The organism is Rhodobacter xanthinilyticus, assembly GCF_001856665.1.
Classification (GTDB): Bacteria; Pseudomonadota; Alphaproteobacteria; order Rhodobacterales; family Rhodobacteraceae; genus Rhodobacter; species Rhodobacter xanthinilyticus.
Genome location: NZ_CP017781.1, coordinates 158156 through 174861 on the forward strand (window position 1 = coordinate 158156; position 16706 = coordinate 174861).

The 16706-nt window shown below is 64.7% G+C and carries 12 protein-coding genes and 3 pseudogenes; 10 read left to right on the top strand and 5 right to left on the bottom strand.

The genetic code is table 11. The annotated features are described in order from the left end of the window. Window positions 1-22: 22 nt before the first annotated feature. The 5 genes from lhpI (at window position 23) to LPB142_RS18325 (ending at window position 5572) form a co-directional block, all read left to right on the top strand. A complete protein-coding gene (gene lhpI / locus LPB142_RS00835; protein ID WP_071165228.1) occupies window positions 23-1714 on the top strand; it encodes a cis-3-hydroxy-L-proline dehydratase in 1692 nt (563 codons plus the stop codon). A gap of 66 nt (window positions 1715-1780) precedes the next feature. After that, window positions 1781-2740: a dihydrodipicolinate synthase family protein gene (locus LPB142_RS00840; protein WP_068767888.1), complete on the top strand. Its 960-nt coding sequence runs from the start codon at window positions 1781-1783 to the stop codon at window positions 2738-2740. Then, on the top strand, window positions 2731-3663 hold the full coding sequence (locus LPB142_RS00845) for a 4-hydroxyproline epimerase (protein ID WP_068767887.1): 933 nt from the start codon (window positions 2731-2733) through the stop codon (window positions 3661-3663). Before LPB142_RS00840 ends, LPB142_RS00845 begins: the two co-directional genes overlap by 10 nt. Window positions 3664-3724: 61 nt before the next feature. Then, the gene (locus LPB142_RS00850) at window positions 3725-4975 is read left to right on the top strand and encodes an NAD(P)/FAD-dependent oxidoreductase (RefSeq protein WP_068767886.1); all 1251 of its coding nucleotides are present in this window, start codon (window positions 3725-3727) and stop codon (window positions 4973-4975) included. Between the two features lie 138 nt (window positions 4976-5113). Then, entirely contained in the window at window positions 5114-5572 is a 459-nt protein-coding gene (locus tag LPB142_RS18325) for a transposase family protein (RefSeq protein ID WP_198037854.1), read from the top strand. Here LPB142_RS18325 and LPB142_RS00855 read toward each other — a convergent pair. Continuing rightward, a protein-coding gene (locus tag LPB142_RS00855; protein ID WP_156894287.1) for an IS3 family transposase occupies window positions 5567-6720 on the bottom strand; the annotation gives its coding sequence in 2 pieces (ribosomal slippage) (window positions 5567-6474 and window positions 6474-6720; 1155 coding nt in all). The two genes, LPB142_RS18325 and LPB142_RS00855, sit on opposite strands and share 6 nt — an antisense overlap. A 67-nt stretch (window positions 6721-6787) precedes the next feature. Then, a pseudogene (locus LPB142_RS18330) lies at window positions 6788-7519 on the bottom strand (ISKra4 family transposase); the annotation flags it as partial. Between the two features lie 130 nt (window positions 7520-7649). Here LPB142_RS18330 and LPB142_RS00865 point away from each other — a divergent pair. Further along, a pseudogene (locus LPB142_RS00865) lies at window positions 7650-7859 on the top strand (transposase); the annotation flags it as partial. A 45-nt stretch (window positions 7860-7904) separates the two neighbouring features. Here the strand turns inward: LPB142_RS00865 and LPB142_RS00870 are convergent. The 3 genes and pseudogenes from LPB142_RS00870 to LPB142_RS00880 form a co-directional block, all read right to left on the bottom strand. Next, a pseudogene (locus tag LPB142_RS00870) lies at window positions 7905-8909 on the bottom strand (IS256 family transposase); the annotation flags it as partial. A gap of 524 nt (window positions 8910-9433) precedes the next feature. After that, on the bottom strand, window positions 9434-11017 hold the full coding sequence (locus LPB142_RS00875; RefSeq protein WP_071165231.1) for an ABC-F family ATP-binding cassette domain-containing protein: 1584 nt from the start codon (window positions 11015-11017) through the stop codon (window positions 9434-9436). Between the two features lie 465 nt (window positions 11018-11482). Continuing rightward, window positions 11483-12517, bottom strand: a complete 1035-nt coding sequence (locus LPB142_RS00880; RefSeq protein WP_071165232.1) for a LacI family DNA-binding transcriptional regulator — start codon at window positions 12515-12517, stop codon at window positions 11483-11485. A 157-nt stretch (window positions 12518-12674) separates the two neighbouring features. Between LPB142_RS00880 and LPB142_RS00885 the strand changes: the two genes are divergently transcribed. The 4 genes from LPB142_RS00885 to LPB142_RS00900 all read left to right on the top strand — a co-directional run bounded on the left by LPB142_RS00885 (window position 12675) and on the right by LPB142_RS00900 (window position 16653). After that, a complete protein-coding gene (locus LPB142_RS00885) occupies window positions 12675-13649 on the top strand; it encodes a sugar ABC transporter substrate-binding protein (protein WP_068766489.1) in 975 nt (324 codons plus the stop codon). Between the two features lie 204 nt (window positions 13650-13853). Next, entirely contained in the window at window positions 13854-14822 is a 969-nt protein-coding gene (locus LPB142_RS00890) for an ABC transporter permease (protein ID WP_068766551.1), read from the top strand. Between the two features lie 11 nt (window positions 14823-14833). Next, entirely contained in the window at window positions 14834-15829 is a 996-nt protein-coding gene (locus tag LPB142_RS00895; protein WP_068766488.1) for an ABC transporter permease, read from the top strand. A gap of 11 nt (window positions 15830-15840) precedes the next feature. Next, on the top strand, window positions 15841-16653 hold the full coding sequence (locus tag LPB142_RS00900; protein ID WP_071165233.1) for an ATP-binding cassette domain-containing protein: 813 nt from the start codon (window positions 15841-15843) through the stop codon (window positions 16651-16653). The last annotated feature ends 53 nt before the right edge of the window (window positions 16654-16706 follow it).

Consider the following 16706-nt stretch of genomic DNA (forward strand, 5'->3'; position numbering starts at 1 on the left):
TTGGAAGGCGACGAGGTGACTCATGGCGACATCGATCGTCCCTGCATCAGTTCACGGCCCGCTTCTCGTCTGCGAGGAGGGGCTCAGCGTCTGGGGCGGCGTGAATCCCGCGACGGGCGAGATCGTCGATGCCCACCACCCGCAGCATGGCCGGTCGCTGGCCGGGCACGTCGTGATGATGCCGACCAGCCGCGGGTCGTGTACCGGAAGTGGTGTGTTGCTGGGCCTCGCCTTCGCCGGGGCGGCACCGCGCGCGCTGATCTTCCGTGAAGGCGAGGACATCCTGACGCTTGGCGCGTTGGTCGCGGGGCGGCTCTTCGGCCACGCGATTGCCGTGCTGCGCCTGACAGCCGCCGAATATGACGCGCTTGCCCGTGAAACCGAGGCCGAGATCACCCCCACACATCTGAAAGCCGGGGGACATGTCTGGCCGCTCGAACCCGCGGGATCGGCCGACGCCCTCGAACTGACCGAAGGTGACCGCGCCTTCCTCGCGGGCGAATACGGACCGGCCGCGCAGCTCGCGATGGAGATCATCACCACCATGGCCACGGCGCAGGGCGCGCCCCGCCTGACCGACGTGAGCCGCGTTCACATCGACGGCTGCATCTACGCAAGCCCCGCCTTCCTGACATTCGCCCGAGCGATGGCGGACAAAGGCGGGCGGGTGCGGGTGCCGACCACGATGAACGCGATTTCCGTCGACCATGCCAACTGGCGCGCCCAAGGCGTCGATGCGGCCTTCGGGGCGCCCGCCGCGCAGCTGGCCGATGCCTATCTCGAGATGGGGGCACGTCCGAGCTTTACCTGCGCGCCCTATCTGCTGGCCGATCGCCCCACCGCGGGCGAGGACATCGCCTGGGCCGAAAGCAACGCTGTGCTCTATGCCAACAGCGTGCTGGGCGCGCGCACCGTGAAGCACGCGGATTTCATGGATCTCTGCATTGCCTTGACCGGCCGCACCGCGCAGGTGGGTGTCTATCTCGAGCACAACCGCGCGCCGCGACGGATCATCGATGTGGTGCGCCCGGTCGGCGCCGACGATGCCTTCTGGCCGATGCTCGGCTGGCTCGTGGGTCAGGCCGCACCGGACCGCATTCCGCTGATCCGGGGGCTCGAAGATACCGCACCGTCGGAAGATGATCTCAAGGCACTCTGCGCCGCCTATGGCACGACCTCGGCCTCGCCGATGCTGCATGTCGCGGGCGTCACACCCGAGGCAGATCTCACCCCCGCGCCCGAGGCCGATCATGTCACGCTCGGCCCCGAGGACTTCGCCCGCCTGTGGCGCGAGTTCAATCTGGGCGACGAACAGGTGGATCTGGTGGCGCTTGGCAGCCCGCATTTCTCAGCCGCTGAATGCGCCGCGTTTGCGCAGCTGATGGATGGCACCCATGTCGACCCGAAGGTGACGACCATCGTCACGCTTGGGCGGGGCACGCTGGGCGAGATTGCGGCGAACGGCGTCAAGGACCGGCTCGCGGCCGCAGGCGTCAGGATCATCCCCGACCTGTGCTGGTGCTCGATCTCCGAACCTGTCTTTCCGCCGCAGGCCAAGGTGCTGATGACCAATTCCGGCAAATACGCGCATTACGCGCCGGGGCTGAGCAATCGCACGGTCCGCTTCGGATCGCTCGCGCAATGCGCCGAGAGTGCGCGGACCGGCCTCGCCCCTGCGACGCCGCCCGCGTGGATTGCCACGGCGCAGACCTGACCGAACAGGGCAGCGCGTGCGACTGCCTTCCTCCCACTCGAATCCAGATAACAAACGGAGCCACCCATGAACAAAGATGTGTTTTTCGGCACGATCCCCGCGCTGCTGACGCCTTGCACTGCCGACCTGCAACCCGACTTCGATGCGCTGGTGCGCAAGGGTCAGGAGATGATCGCCGCGGGCATGTCCGGCGTGGTCTATTGCGGCTCGTGCGGGGACTGGCCGCTGCTGACCGACGAACAGCGGATGGAGGGCGTCGAGCGTCTGACCAAGGCCGGCGTGCCGGTCATCGTCGGCACCGGCGCGATCAACACCAAATCCGCCGTCGCCCATGCCGCCCATGCGCAGAAGATCGGCGCGGCCGGTCTGATGGTCATCCCCCGCGTCCTGTCGCGTGGGCTGTCGGTTGCGGCTCAGCGCAACCACTTCAAGGCGATCCTCGACGCCGCGCCCGATGTTCCCGCGATCATCTACAACAGCCCCTACTACGGCTATGCGACCAAGGCGGACCTGTTCTTCGCGCTGCGGGCCGAGCACAAGAACCTGATCGGTTTCAAGGAATTCGGCGGCAAGGCCGATCTGAGCTATGCGGCCGAGCATATCACGTCGCAAGATGACGAAGTGATCCTGATGGTCGGCGTCGATACCGAGGTCTACCACGGCTTCGTCAAATGCGGCGCGGTCGGCACGATCACCGGCATCGGCACGATCTTCCCCGAGGTGGCGCTGCTGCAGGTTGCGCTCTCGCGCCGCGCGGCCGAAGGCTGCCCCGAGGCGGATCTGCGCGCCCGCGAGCTGGCCGAGGCCTTCTCGGTGCTCGCGAAATTCGACGAAGGCGTCGATCTCGTGCTCTACTTCAAGCATCTGATGGTGCTGAAGGGCGAGGCGGAATACGCGCTCAACTTCAACGAAACCGACGCGCTCTCGCCCTCGCAGGCGAAGTTCTGCGAGACGCAGTTCCATCAGTTCAACGCCTGGTTCGCGAACTGGTCGAAACAGGGCGGGGTGATCACTGAATGCATGTGATCGACAGTCACACCGGGGGCGAGCCCACGCGCGTGATCCTCGACGGCGGTCCGGACCTCGGGTCCGGGCCGCTGGCCGAGCGCGCGGCGCGGCTGGCGACCGAGTATCGCGATTTCTACCGCTCGGTCATCCTCGAGCCGCGCGGTCAGGCGGCGATGGTCTGTGCGCTGCTGGTCGAGCCGGTCGATCCGAGCTGCGTGACCGGCGTGATCTATTTCGACGCCGAGGCCGTGCTGGGCATGTGCGGCCATGGCACGATCGGGCTTGCGGTGACGCTCGTGCACATGGGGCGCATCGGGCTCGGCGAAAGCCGGATCGAGACCCCGGTCGGCGTGGTGACGGTTGACGTGCTCGACGCGAATACCGTCAAGGTGACCAATATCGAGAGCCGCCGCATCTGCACGGATGTCTCGGTCGAGATCGAGGGCATCGGCGCGGTCACGGGCGACATCGCCTATGGCGGCAACTGTTTCTTCCTCGTCGATCCGAGCCCGATCCCCGTCACCTCGTCGAACATCCGTCAACTGACCGATGTCACCGTCGCGGTGCGCGAGACGCTGCGGGCCCTGGGCTTGGGCGGCGATGGCGGCATGCCGGTCGATCACGTAATCTTCTACGGCCCCGCCGAAACCCCCGAGGGTCACAGCCGCAACTTCGTGCTCTGCCCCGACGATGCCTATGACCGCTCGCCCTGCGGCACCGGCAGCTCGGCGCGGCTGGCCTGTCTCGCCGCAGCGGGGCGTCTGGCCGAGGGTGAGGAGATCGTGCAGGAAAGCGTGATCGGCAGCACCTATCGCCTGTCGTGGCGCAAGGGGCCGAACGGCGGCGTAATCCCCTCGATCACCGGCCGGGCCTATGTCATGGCGGAAAGCACGCTGATCTTCCTGGAACAGGATCCGTTCCGGCAGGGGATCACCCTCTGACTTCTCCTCCTGGCGCCCCGCGCCGGGAGCACCTTCGTTTTCAAAGCGATCGAGAGCTGCAATGAGCCATCAGACCCGAAACGAAATCCTTGTCATCGGCGCGGGAATCATCGGCGTGACCACCGCCCTTGCGCTGCAGGCGGACCGGCACCGGGTGCGCCTTCTCGATCGCAAGGGCATCGCCGCCGAAACCTCGCGCGGCAATGCCGGTGCCTTCGCCTTCGCCGAGGTCGAGCCGCTCGCAACCCCCGGCATCATGCGCAAGGCGCCCAAATGGCTGCTCGATCCGCTAGGGCCGCTGTCGCTGCGCCCGGCCTATGCGCTGCAGATCCTGCCTTGGATGCTGCATTTCTGGCGGGCCACCGCGAAATCGCGCTACGATGCGGCGGTGAACGCCCAGTCCGGCCTGATGCAGCTTTCGCAGCAGGCGCTCGAGCGTCTGATCGCGCGGGTCTCGGGCGAGCCTCTGATGCGCCGCGATGGCCAGCTTCAGGTCTATGAAAGCCGCGCCCAGTTCGAGGCGACCCTGCCCGCTTGGGAACAGCGCCGCCGTCACGGCATCGCCTTCAGCCTGTTCGAGCGCCCCGAGGCGATTGCGGAAATCCAGCCGGGGCTCAGCCCGCGCTTCACCCATGCGGGATATACGCCCGACTGGATGAACACGGTCGATCCCGCGCTCTGGACCGAGCATCTGGCACGCGCCTTCGTCGCGGCCGGCGGCGTGATCGAGATCGCCGAGGTCACGGGCGTGAGCGCGGGCGCGGATGGCGTCGAGGTCACGACAGGGGCCGGCACTTTGCGCGCCGATCAACTCGTCGTCGCGACCGGCGCCTGGTCGCACCAGATCGCGCGGATGCTCGGCGACCGGATCCCGCTCGACACGGAACGCGGCTACAATACGACCTTCCCGACGGCGAGCTTCGATCTGCGCACGCATCTGACCTTCTCGAACCACGGCTTCGTCGTCAGCCGGATCGGCGACGGGCTGCGGGTCGGGGGCGCGGTCGAGCTCGGCGGGCTGAAACTGCCGCCGAACTACAAGCGCGCGGAACTTCTGGTGCGCAAGACCGTCGAATTCCTGCCCGGCTTCGATCCGACGGGGGGGACGCAATGGATGGGGTTCCGCCCCTCGCTGCCGGACAGCCTGCCGGTCATCGGGCGGGCGCCCGGCGCCGAGCGGGTGATCTACGCCTTCGGGCACGGACATCTCGGCCTGACCCAATCCGCGGGAACGGCGGAACTGGTCGCGAGCCTTGCCGCACGGCGCGCCCCGCCGATCTCGCTCGCACCCTTCGCTGCGCAGCGTTTCTGACGGCCCACGACCTGCTGCAAAAACCTGAGGTCAGGGCGCGCGGCCCTGCCCCCAAGTGTCGCGTTGCCCTTAAATCGGTTCTGCCTCACTTTGTGTGGCGCAACTATCCTAAAGCTGGAAAATTCAGGAGGGATAGTTGTGAGTTCGAAGAAGCACTGGTCGCCCGGGAGCGATGTTGCCGTTCAAAGCGTTGAGCGAAGTGAAAGCGGTGGGTGGATTGTATCTGGCGTCTTTGCGCCCAACGGCATTTGCCCAGACTGTGGATTGCATTCACGCCGACATCACGGCTGGCGGCGTCGGCGGCTGCAGGATTATCCCGCGCATGGAGACAAGGTAACGGTTGATCTCGCAATTTGCCGTTGGCGATGTCAGGCACCCGCTTGCCCACGCCGGACATTCTCGGACCAAATCGCCTCGATTGCGCGTCCATTTGCACGTCGTACTTCGCGTGTCGGGGAGATTGTCGGCCATCTTGGGCATGCGACCGGCGGGCGGCCGGCCGAGCGGCTCTTGCACCGCTTGGGCCTTGGGATCAGCGATGACACGGTGCTCAGGCAGTTGAAGATGACCTGCCCCCCGGTCGTCCCTCGTTCATGACGAGAGTCCTTGGGGATGATATTGGTTGGTTTCGGGTGTGGCAAGCGCGCCGGGCGCGGAGCCCTCAGATTGCTCAAGCGCCCGGCGCGCTTCTGCCGGGGTCTTGTTGGCCAGCGAGGAATGCGGCCTGACGTTGTTGTAGTCGTAGCGCCAGAGTGCCAGCTTGCGGCGGGCATCGGCCAGGCTGTCGAAGATCTCCTCGTTCAGGCATTCGTCGCGCAGGCTGCCGTTGAAGCTCTCGATGAATCCGTTCTGCTGCGGCTTGCCCGGATCGATGTAGTGCCATTCGACGCCGTTCTCGTTAGCCCATTTCAGGATGGCCTTGCTGGTGAACTCGGTGCCATTGTCAGAAACGATGCAAGCGGGTTTGCCGTAAATCCTGACCAGCGCATCGAGTTCCCGCGCCACTCTGGCCCCCGAGATGCTGGTGTCGGCAATCAGGGCAAGGTTCTCGCGGCAGCGATCGTCGTTGACGGCCAGGATGCGGAACTTGCGGCAGGCCCCGAACGTGTCGGATAGGAAGTCCAAAGACCACCACTGGTTCGGGCGCAATGGCACCGGCATCGGCGTTCGGCTGCCGCGCGCCCGTTTGCGGCCACGGCGTCGACGCACCGACAGGCCCTCTTCCCGGTAGATGCGGTAGAGCTTCTTTTCGTTCATGATCATGCCCTTGCGCTCCAGCAGGATACCCACGCGCCGGTAGCCGAAGCGACGGCGCTTCTCGGCGATCTTGTGCATCGCCTCACGGATTTCCGGGTTATCGGGCGGCCTGTCACGCCGCACCGTCTTCGGATCGACACCGATCAGGACGCAGGCCCGGCGTTGAGAGATCGGATGATCCCTCATCGCCCGCAGCACCGCGTCCCGCCGTTGCACCGGTGTCGTCAGGGCTTTCCCAAGAGATCCTTCAGAACCACGTTGTCCAGCATCGCATCCGCCAGAAGGCGCTTCAGCTTCGCGTTCTCGTCCTCGAGCTGCTTCAGCCGCTTGGCGTCCGACAGGTCCATCCCGCCATACTTCGCCTTGAGCTTGTAGAACGTCGCGGGGCTCAACCCGTGCTTCCGGCAAAGCTCGGAAGTCGGCAAACCCGCCTCCTGCTCCTTGAGCATCCCGATAATCTGCGCCTCGGTGAACCGGCTTTTCCTCATGTCGTCTGCTCCTTCTCAGGTTGGGCAGACTCTACATCACAGCGAGGGAACTTCCGGGGGGCAGGTCAACACGCGTAGCCGCGTCGCGCACTTCGGGGTCATCTTTGCAAAGCCGCTCGCAATCGGTCACCAGCCACTGAAGGCTCGTAGTGCCCACTCGAACCTTACCATGCCAAAGATACCATCGTAATCGCTCTGCGGGGCGTTCGAACAACACAGGTATGCCAGAGAAACTCTTGGTCTGCAGTAGCCCCCTTACGGCGTTCTCGACATGTTTGACCCGCATCGAGATGTGCCACCAATCGAGGATATGGCGAACTGGCCCGCCGACGGCGTAGCGCACGAGATTGGGCAATGCCGGTTCTCCATCCGAAATCACGGTAACTGGGCTCTCACCGTCCCAGCCAGTGTCTTGAAGGTCTTGCCGTACTTGCCTGGATGGAGATTGAGCCGCTTGCTGTACAAGCCCGAAACGACGGGACATTTGCGCGCTCTCGATCTTACCCACCACAACATCAAGGTGCCGCTTCTGGTATTCCGGCCTACATCGAATATGTGCACCGTCCAGAAAGACCGTCATCGGAGTTGCGTTCTTTTCTGCTGACGAGACAACCGGTTCCGCATACTCGCTATCGCCGATTTCCTTGGCGATCTTGCCGAGACGATTGCGTACCGAAGTATTCGCCTGCTTGGCGCAAGGCAGAAATATCTCCATGATACGCGCAGCTTCTCGAAACGAATGCCGCGCCCCAAGCTCGGCTTGAAGGCGCTGTAATTGAGGTGTTGATCGGTCCGGGAAGAATCGGCGTTAGTGTCCGCGGACGTGGTGTAATTTCATCGCCGTCGACGGTGTAATCCCGGGTGGCCATCGAGGTGTATGGTCGAGGTGGAGTTTGGCGACTTCAACCACGGACCACACGGAGACCCCGATGACCAAGACCAACATGGACCAGTCCGAGCTTCTGGCAAAGCACGATCAGGGAGACTTCCTGCGCAGCATCGCCGAGGCCGTGCTTCAGCTGATCATGGAGGCCGATGTCGACGGCCTGATCGGCGCCGGCCGGCACGAACGCAGCGGCGAGCGCACAACCTGGCGCAACGGGTATCGAGAGCGCACTCTCGATACCCGTTTGGGGTCACGTCCGTCAAGCTGGTGTAATTTCCCTGGTGGCCTGAGGTCATGATCAGGCGGCTTTCGTTGTGATGCTGAGAATGGGGTCGATCTCCTCCTTGTCGATCTGGGCGAAGGCCTCGACCATCATGTAGCGGCTCGAGGTCTGCCATTCGTCGTTCTGCTCGAACAGCACGGCGCCGATGAGGCGCAGGATCGAGGCCTCGTTCGGGAAGATGCCGACGACGTCAGCGCGGCGCTTCACCTCCTTGTTCAGGCGCTCGATCGGGTTCGTGCTGTGCAGCTTGGTGCGGTGCTGCCGGGGGAAGGCCATGTAGGCGAGCACGTCGTGTTCGCTTGCGTCCATCAAGTCGACGAGCTTGGGCCAGCGGGCGCGGAACTGGCTCGCCACGTGGCGCCAGGTCTCGCCGGCATGCTTTCGGTCGGGCTGGTCGAAGGCCTGCCGGATCGCCGCGGCCACAACGGTGTGCTGGCCCTTCGACACGTGAGCGAGCGCGTTGCGCATCCAGTGCACCCGGCAGCGCTGCCAGGTCGCCTCGAAGACGCGGGCAATGGCGGCCTTGAGGCCGGTGTGGGCATCGCTGATCACCAGCCGGACGCCGCCCAGCCCCCGGGCGCGCAGCGATCTCAGGAAGTCGGTCCAGAAGGTCTCGGCTTCGGAGGGACCGATGCCCAGGCCGATGATCTCGCGACGCCCCTCGGTGTTGGCCGCCACCGCGATTATGGCCGCAACCGAGACGATGCGCCCGCCTTGGCGCTGCTTGAGATAGGTGGCGTCGAGCCAAACAGAGGGCCAGTCGCCGGCGAGCGGACGGTTCAGGAACTCGCCGACCCGTTCATCGATGTCCTTGCAGAGCTTCGACACCGTGCTCTTCGAGATGCCGGAGAGCCCCATCGCCTGCACCAGGTCGTCGACCCGGCGGGTGGAGACGCCGCTGATCCAGGCCTCCTGTATCACCGCCACCAGCGCCTGCTCCGAAGTCTTGCGAGCCTCCAGGAAGCCGGGGAAGTAGCTGCCCTGCCGGAGCTTCGGCACCCGAAGGTTCAGCGTGCCCAAGTATTTCGAGGACCCGGTGTTGAAGGTTCTGCACGCCGGTCAATCGGGAAGCTTCCCATATCCGGACGAGGACGGCCTTCGGCGGGACCGACAGATGTCCGAGACTCGCGAGACGGTCGAGAAGCTGAAGCAGGAGCTGCAGGAAGTGCGGGCGGCCGCAGGCGCAAATGGTTCTGAGATAGCGACCTCACCGGCAACGGCGGAGATGCCCGCATCGAATACGCAGAGTTCCACGCCTTCGCGGTCAAATCGTGCGCGGGGTCGAGCGGCTCGCGCGGGAGCTAGTGGAGGTGGGTCACGTCAATTGTCATTCGATCTGGCAGCTCTGGGGCTTAAGGAGGCGGAGAAGACCGAGCTGGCGACGGCGGTTCAGACGACAAGAGCCATCATTGCCGAGTTTGCGTGACCGGCCCTAAGCCGCCGGTCGGGGTGACACCTACGCCGCAGCGCGGCTTTCCCGAAGCGGTCAGTCATGGCCTGGCGCAGAAAACCTCAGGCCGAATGTCGCTGTTGGGGGAACGCGGTCACGCCCCGAGATCGATCGTCCTGTCCGGTGCGAGCGATCCAAGGAATGCCGTGTCATGGCTGATCGCCAAAACTGCCCCATCATAAGCTGCAAGCGCAGCCTCAAGTGCTGCGATACCATCGAGATCAAGGTGATTGGTCGGCTCGTCCAGGATCAGCAACGGCGGCGGCGGGGTTGCTCCGAGGGCACAGGCCAGACCCGCGCGCAGACGCTCGCCCCCGCTCAACTCTCCCGCGCACCGCAAAGCATCCGTCGCGCGGAAACCGAACCGGGCCAGTGCCGCATGAGCCATATGCGGATCCGCCACGGGATTGAGGCGACGGAAATTGTCGCGCAGGGACAGGGCCGGGTCGAGCCGCTGGACATGCTGATCGAGGAGGGCGAACGGAACCGAAAGCTCCACGAGGCCACTTTGCGGCGGGATCTGCCCGGTGATGATCTTCAGAAGCGTCGTCTTTCCGCTGCCATTCGGCCCGGCGATGACAATGCGCTCGGGGCCGGCGATGTTGAGCGACAGGTCGCGGATCAGAGGAGGAGCGGGAGGATAGCCGCCGGTCACGCTCTCCAATCGCAGCACCGTTCTGCCGGTCGCAAGGCTGGTCGGGGGGATGTCCATGCGCAGGGGTTGCAGGATTTCGATCTTTTCGCGGGCGGCGGACAGCTTCTCCTCCGCGGCCTCGCGCCGGGCGTCGCGCAGGCGCGCACCGGCACCGCCCGACGCCTCGGCACGCCCCTTGGCGGCGTCCATCAGGATTTTCGGCTGATCGCCCCGTGCCCACGCGCGGTGTCCGGCGCTGTCCTTGCGGGCCTTGCGTTCGCTCGCCTGCTGCGCGCGTCGGGCAGCCTCGGTGCGGGCTTTCTCCGCGTGCGCAAGCTCACGCGCCGCCGCGTCGAGCTCGGTGTCCTTGCGCTGTCGGAAATCGCTGTAATTCCCGCCATACCGGGCCGCGCCAAGCGAGGTGAGTTCGACAATGGCGTCCATTTCCTCCAGGAGCTCGCGATCATGGCTGGCGACGATCGCCCCTCCGGTCCAGCCGCGGAGGAGGTCGATCACCGCCTTGCGCCCCGCACGGTCGAGATTGTTCGTGGGTTCATCCAGCAACAGAAAATCCGGCTCGGCAAGGATCAGGGCGGCAAGCGCGGCCCGGCTGCGCTGCCCGCCCGATAGTGTCCCGAGCGGTGTCTGCGGCCCAACTGACAGACCACAGCGCAAAAGCGCCCCCTCGATCCGTGCGGGCAAGGTCCAGTCTGCATCGGCCAGCTCGCCTTCCCCCGCAAGTCCTGCCTCCGCCCGGTCAAGCAGATCGAGCGCGGGCCGCACGCCGAAAAGATCGGCAATGGTGTCATATGGCTGCCCGATCGCATCCTGGCGCATCATCGCGATGGAGCCGGTGGCGCGCACCAGCCCGGAAGCAGGGGCAAGATCGCCCGAGATGAGGCGCAGCAGGGTGCTCTTGCCCGCGCCATTGCGCCCGACGAGGCCGGTGCGCTCCGAGCCGAAGCTCAGGGTGAGGTTGGTCAGGAGCGGCGTGCCGTCAGGCGTGGGCCAAGACAGGCCGGAGAGGGAAGTGGATGCAGGCATGGGTCAAAACGTCTCGCAGCGAAACCGAAGGGGTGAAGGCGGCGAGGGTCAGGTCCATGGTGATGGCAACTCCGGTGGCAGTGTCCCTTGAAGATAGGGGCCACTCGGCAGTTTCGCAAGCCAGCGCCAACCGCGCCTTTGGGCTCGAGCCGCACTTGCGGCAGCGCGGTGAGCGCCGCCGACCGGCTGACAGTGGTCGACGGCGCTGCCGGCCCATAGCCGACATTCGTTGCAGGCCTAGCGAGCGGCGGCTTTTTGCGCGACCTTTCCATGTCAATTGGAAGTCAAATCCTGCCGCCGAATGGTGGTGGTGCGCCTTCGTGTAGCCTCCCTGAAGCGCGCCGTTCTCGGCTTGGTATGAAAATATCGGCGCTTGATGTTTGACTTCTTCCGTCGCTACCGCGACGTGGACGAGGAAGGCGGCGCTCTCCGCTCCCGAGGTGAAGAGGTCGATAGCATTGATCGCTAAATATTTGCGGGTGTGATGATCTCAAACGGGATCGTGCGCTGCACGGTGATCGTATTGTCGCCCTGCGCGATCGCTTCAATCATCGTTTGCACGAGCGCCGCCGAGATCTGTTCCAGCGGATGGCATAATGCCGCGGTGATCAGCCCCTCCGACAATCCCTTGCGAATCTCCGGGCCGATATCGCGGCAGATCAGGCGGATACCGCGGCGGCGCTCTTCGGGAACCTCACGCAGGGCACGCAGGACACCGGAGATGCCGCCGCCATTGAGCATGATCCCGACAAGATCGTCGCTCGACGCGAGCAACTCCTTGACCATCGCATAGGCCTCGGAGGCCTCTTCGTGAGTCGGCCGGCAGTCATCGACGCTCAGGTGGGGGGCGTTCTCGCGCATATAGGAGCGCAGGGCGGCATCGGCCACGTCCTGACATTGGTAGCGGTGATTGCCAATGAAGACCGCGATTCGGCCGGGCGACGAGGTCATCTGAGCGATCAGGTAGGCCGCGGTTCGCCCGAGCTTCCAGTTGTCGGCCCCGACATAGGCCGCCCGCTCAGGCGCGGACTGGTCGGTGATGTAGGCCACGACCGGCTTGCCGGCCTCGCGCAATTCGCGGATCGCCTGGGCGATCAGCGGGTGATCTGCGGCGATCAGTGCAACCGCGTCATTATTGGCCGCGAGTGCCTTGAGACGCGCCGCGATATTCTCCGGGGTCAGCAGGTCGACGAAGTCCACCGTGGGATGGATCATCTCGTCGCGCCGCTCATGACAGGCGGCCACGACCTTGCGGCCAAAGACTTGATAAATCTCACGACTCGACTGTTGCAGCAGAAAGCCCAGCCGGTAATGCGGCGCGGATTTCCGCACCCGGTCCTCGATCGTCGCGATCCCGTAGAACCCGATCTTTTCGGCGGCGGCTTGGACACGTTGCATGGTCGCACCCTTGACCGAGGCAGAACCCGCGATGATGCGGTTGACGGTCGAAATGGACACGCCCGCCTCTTCGGCCAGGTCGGCGATTGTCGGCCTGCTCATGCTGTTCCTCCCGTCCGCGTTCGTATCATCATGAATGACATTTTATGATACATTCACTGAGATGATCAACTTTATTCATTTCATAATTTTCAAGCTTCATCTAGGAAATTTGTCACGAGGAGTTCCCGTCAACAGATGGGAAAGGGAGGAAATCGACATGACCAAATTCAGCCGTTTTGCGGCAACAGCTACGACTGCCATCATCGCAGGTTGCGCGGCGACCGCCGTCATGGCCGCGGATATCTTCGTCGTGGGCGGCAAGCCCGACGACCCGTTCTGGTCGATCGTGAAGCGCGGCGCTGAAGATGCCGGCATCGTGGTCAAGGAACAGGGTGGCTCGGTCACCTGGCTCGGCCCGCAGAACTATGACAACCTCGGCGTCGACGCGGCCGAGCTGATCCGCCAGGCCATCGATCAGGGCGCGGATGCCATCGTTGGTCCCGACTGGGTGCCCGAGGCGATGGATCCGGCTTTCCAGGCGGTGCGCGCGGCGGGCATTCCGCTGATCATCTACAACGCTGGCGGTCTCGAAGCGGCCGACCGTCTGGATGCGATGAACTATGTCGGCTCGGATGACCACGAGGCCGGCAAGGCCGCGGGCGTCTATCTGGCGGGCAAGGGCAACAGCAACGGTCTGTGCGTGAACACGCTGCCGGGCGCCGCCAACGTCGAAGCCTTCTGCGGTGGCTTTGTCGAGGGGATCACCGGCGCGGGGGGCAGCGGTGAGGTTCTGCCGCTGCCCGCGACCTCGTTCGGCTCGCAAACGGCGGTGGCTCAGGCGGTGCGGGCGCACCTGCTGCAGCACCCCGAAATCAACGCCGTCTTCACCGTCAGCGACGTCGACGCGAATGCCGCGATCTCGGGGATCCAACAAGCGGGCAAGACCGGGCAGGTTGCGGTCTGCGGGATCAACTTCAACGAAGCGATCCTCGACAACATCAAGGCCGACAAGCAGGCCTGCGCGATCGACCAGCAGGGCTACATGCAGGGCTATCTCGCCGTCGCGATGCTCAATGGCTATGTGAACTATGGCCTGCAGATCCCGACCCGCGAGATCCTGACCGGCCCGGGCATCGTCGATGCGACCAACGTCGATGCGACCGCGGCCGGCGTCAAGGCGGGCACCCGCTGAGGCCACCCTTCCGATCCTGACACAGGTCCATCCGGCGCGATGCCGGGTGGTCCCCACGCCGACCCCCGTTTCGCGCCGCGCGAAACCGGGTCGCTCACGGCCTTCGGACGACCAGGGAGATCCACAATGGCATCCGCCGCCACCGACACACGCAAATCAGCGGCCGCCTCCTCCGGAGGGATCGGCGCCGCGTTGGGGCGCGCGATGCGACGCCCAGAGGCCGGCTCGCTGCTGGGCCTCGTCGCGGTCTTCGCCTTTTTCCTGATCTCGGCGGGCGGCATCTTCGCCTCGGCCGCGGGCACCGCAAGCTGGCTCAACGTCGCCGCCGAAATCGGCATCGTCGCGCTGCCGATCGGCCTTTTGATGATCGCGGGCGAGCTCGATCTGTCGATCGGCTCGGTCATTCCGGCCTCATCGCTCACTGTCGCGATCATTTCCGGCTACTACGGATTGCCCGAGATTATCGGCATCTTGGCCGCGCTGGCGATGGGCACCGCGGTGGGCTTCGTCAACGGCTATGCGGTCAACCGCACCGGCGTGCCCTCGCTGATCGTGACGATCGGCACGATGTTCGCGGTGATGGGGCTGACGCTGGGGCTTGCGGTGCTGCTGACCGGCTCGACTTCGACCTCGATCGTGCCCTCGCCGTTCTTCAAGGCGATCCTCGGCGGCTTCGTCGGCGGGATGTTCCAGGTCACCGTTTTCTGGTGGATCGGCTTCATCGCGATCATCGGTTTCGCGCTGCATTTCGCGCCGATCGGCAACTGGATCTATGCGCTTGGCGGCGACAAGGTTTCGGCGAGGAACGCCGGTATTCCGACCGAAAAACTGACCATCGGGCTCTTCATGCTTTCGGGCTTTTCCGCGGCCTTCGTCGGCGTCGGTCAGGCGATGGTCTATCAAAGCGCGCAGGTCGCAGGCGGGCAGAGCTTCATCTTCAACTCGATCATGTGCGTCGTCATCGGCGGGGTGCTGCTGACCGGAGGCTTTGGTTCGGTGATGGGCATCGTGCTCGGCACGATCACCTTCTCGATGGTGAACCAGGGCATCTATTTCACCGGCTTCGACCCCAATCTCGGCTCGGTCATCATCGGCGCGCTGCTGCTAGTGGCGGTTCTGATGAACGACACCTTCCGCCAGATGGCGCTGAGCTACTCCAAGAAGAAGAAATGAGGATCACAGCCATGTCTCTTTCTTTCGGATCCTTTCTGCGCAAGCCCGAAGCGGGCGCCGTTCTGAGCCTGATCGCCGTCGCCCTGTTCTTCGTGATCTTCGGGGGCGCCGATCTGGGCAAGTTCGCGGGGGCTGCAAGCTGGGTGAACTTCGCCGCCAACCTTGGCATCGTCGCGCTGCCCGTGGGCCTTTTGATGATCGCAGGCGAGCTCGATATCTCGATCGGCGCGATGATCCCCGCGGGTTCGATGAGCGTTGCGATCGTCTCGGGTTATTATGGTGCGCCGATTGTGGTCGGCATCGCCGCGGCTCTGGGGCTAGGGGTTCTGGTTGGCCTGATCAACGGGCTGCTGACGGTCAAGACCTCGGTGCCGTCGCTGATCATCACGCTGGCCACGCTGGTCGCGATGCAGGGGCTCGTGCTCTCGGGCTCGGTGCTGCTGACCGGCGCCGCCTCGGTGCCGCTCGCCGCGCCGGACTGGGCCAAGACGCTCTTCGGCACGCTGATCGCCGGCAACTATCAGGTGATCATCCTGTGGTGGATCGGCTTTGCCGCGGTGCTGTGGTTCGTGATCCACAAGAGCCCGCTCGGCAACTGGCTCTTCGCGATGGGCGGCGACAAGGAAAGCGCGCGCAATGCGGGGATCCCGACCGACAAGATGACCATCGGCCTCTTCGTGCTGTCCTCGACCTCGGCGAGCTTCGTGGGGATGTGTGGCGCGATCCTGTTCAACTCGGCCCAGGTTTCGGGCGGCATGAACTACATCTTCAACGCTGTGGTTTCGGTGGTGGTGGGTGGTGTGCTGCTGACCGGGGGCTTCGGCTCGGTGCTGGGCATCTTCATCGGCACGCTCACCTTCGCCGTCGTCAGCCAGGGCATCTACTTCACCCAGCTCGACCGCAACTGGTCGGCGCTGATCATCGGCGTGATGCTTCTGGTCGCCGTCCTGATGAACAACGCATTCCGCGACATGGCGCTGTCCTACGCGCCGCGCAAGAAGAAGTGAGGAGCTTCGACATGACCACTCCGGTTCTCGAACTGCGCAACGTCAACAAGTCCTTCGGTCCGATCGACGTGCTGCATGAAATTTCGCTCAAGGTGAATGCGGGCGAGGTTCTGTGCCTGCTGGGCGACAACGGCGCGGGCAAATCGACGCTGATCCGCACGCTGGCGGGGGTGCACAAGCCGACCTCGGGGCAGATGCTGATGGATGGGCAAGAGGTGCTTTTCGAGCGCCCCAAGGATGCCACCGACCGCGGCATCGCCACCGTGCACCAGTTCGGCGGCACCTTTCCCCTGATGACGATCGGGCGCAGCTTCTTCGTGGGCATGGAGCCGACCAAGGGCTGGGGGCCGTTCAAGGTCTTCGACCGCAAGACCGCCAACGAGGTCGCGGTGAAAGCGGTGCAGAGCTTCGGCATCACCCGCATCGACGACGGCGACCGGCTGATCGGCGGGCTGTCGGGCGGGGAACGTCAGTCTCTTGCCATCGCGCGCGCCGTGCATTTCGGCGCGCGGGTGCTGATCCTCGACGAACCCACCGCCGCGCTTGGCGTGAAGCAGTCGAGCCACGTTCTGCGCATCGTGCTCGAGGCAAAGAAGCGCGGCATCGCGGTGATCTTCATCACCCATCAGGTAACCCATGCGATGGCGGTTGGCGATCAATATGCCGTGCTGATCCGCGGCACCGTCGCTGCCAATTTCGTGCGCGGCGACAAGAGCCGCGAAGAGATCACCGATCTGATGGCCGGCGGCGAGGCGCTGGCCGATCTCGATGCGCATCTGAACGATTACGAAAACACCAGCGACACCGCCAGCACCGTCGCTTGACCCCCTTGCTGCCCATCGGATGCCCGCCAGCGCGGACGCCCCCCCTTCTTTCA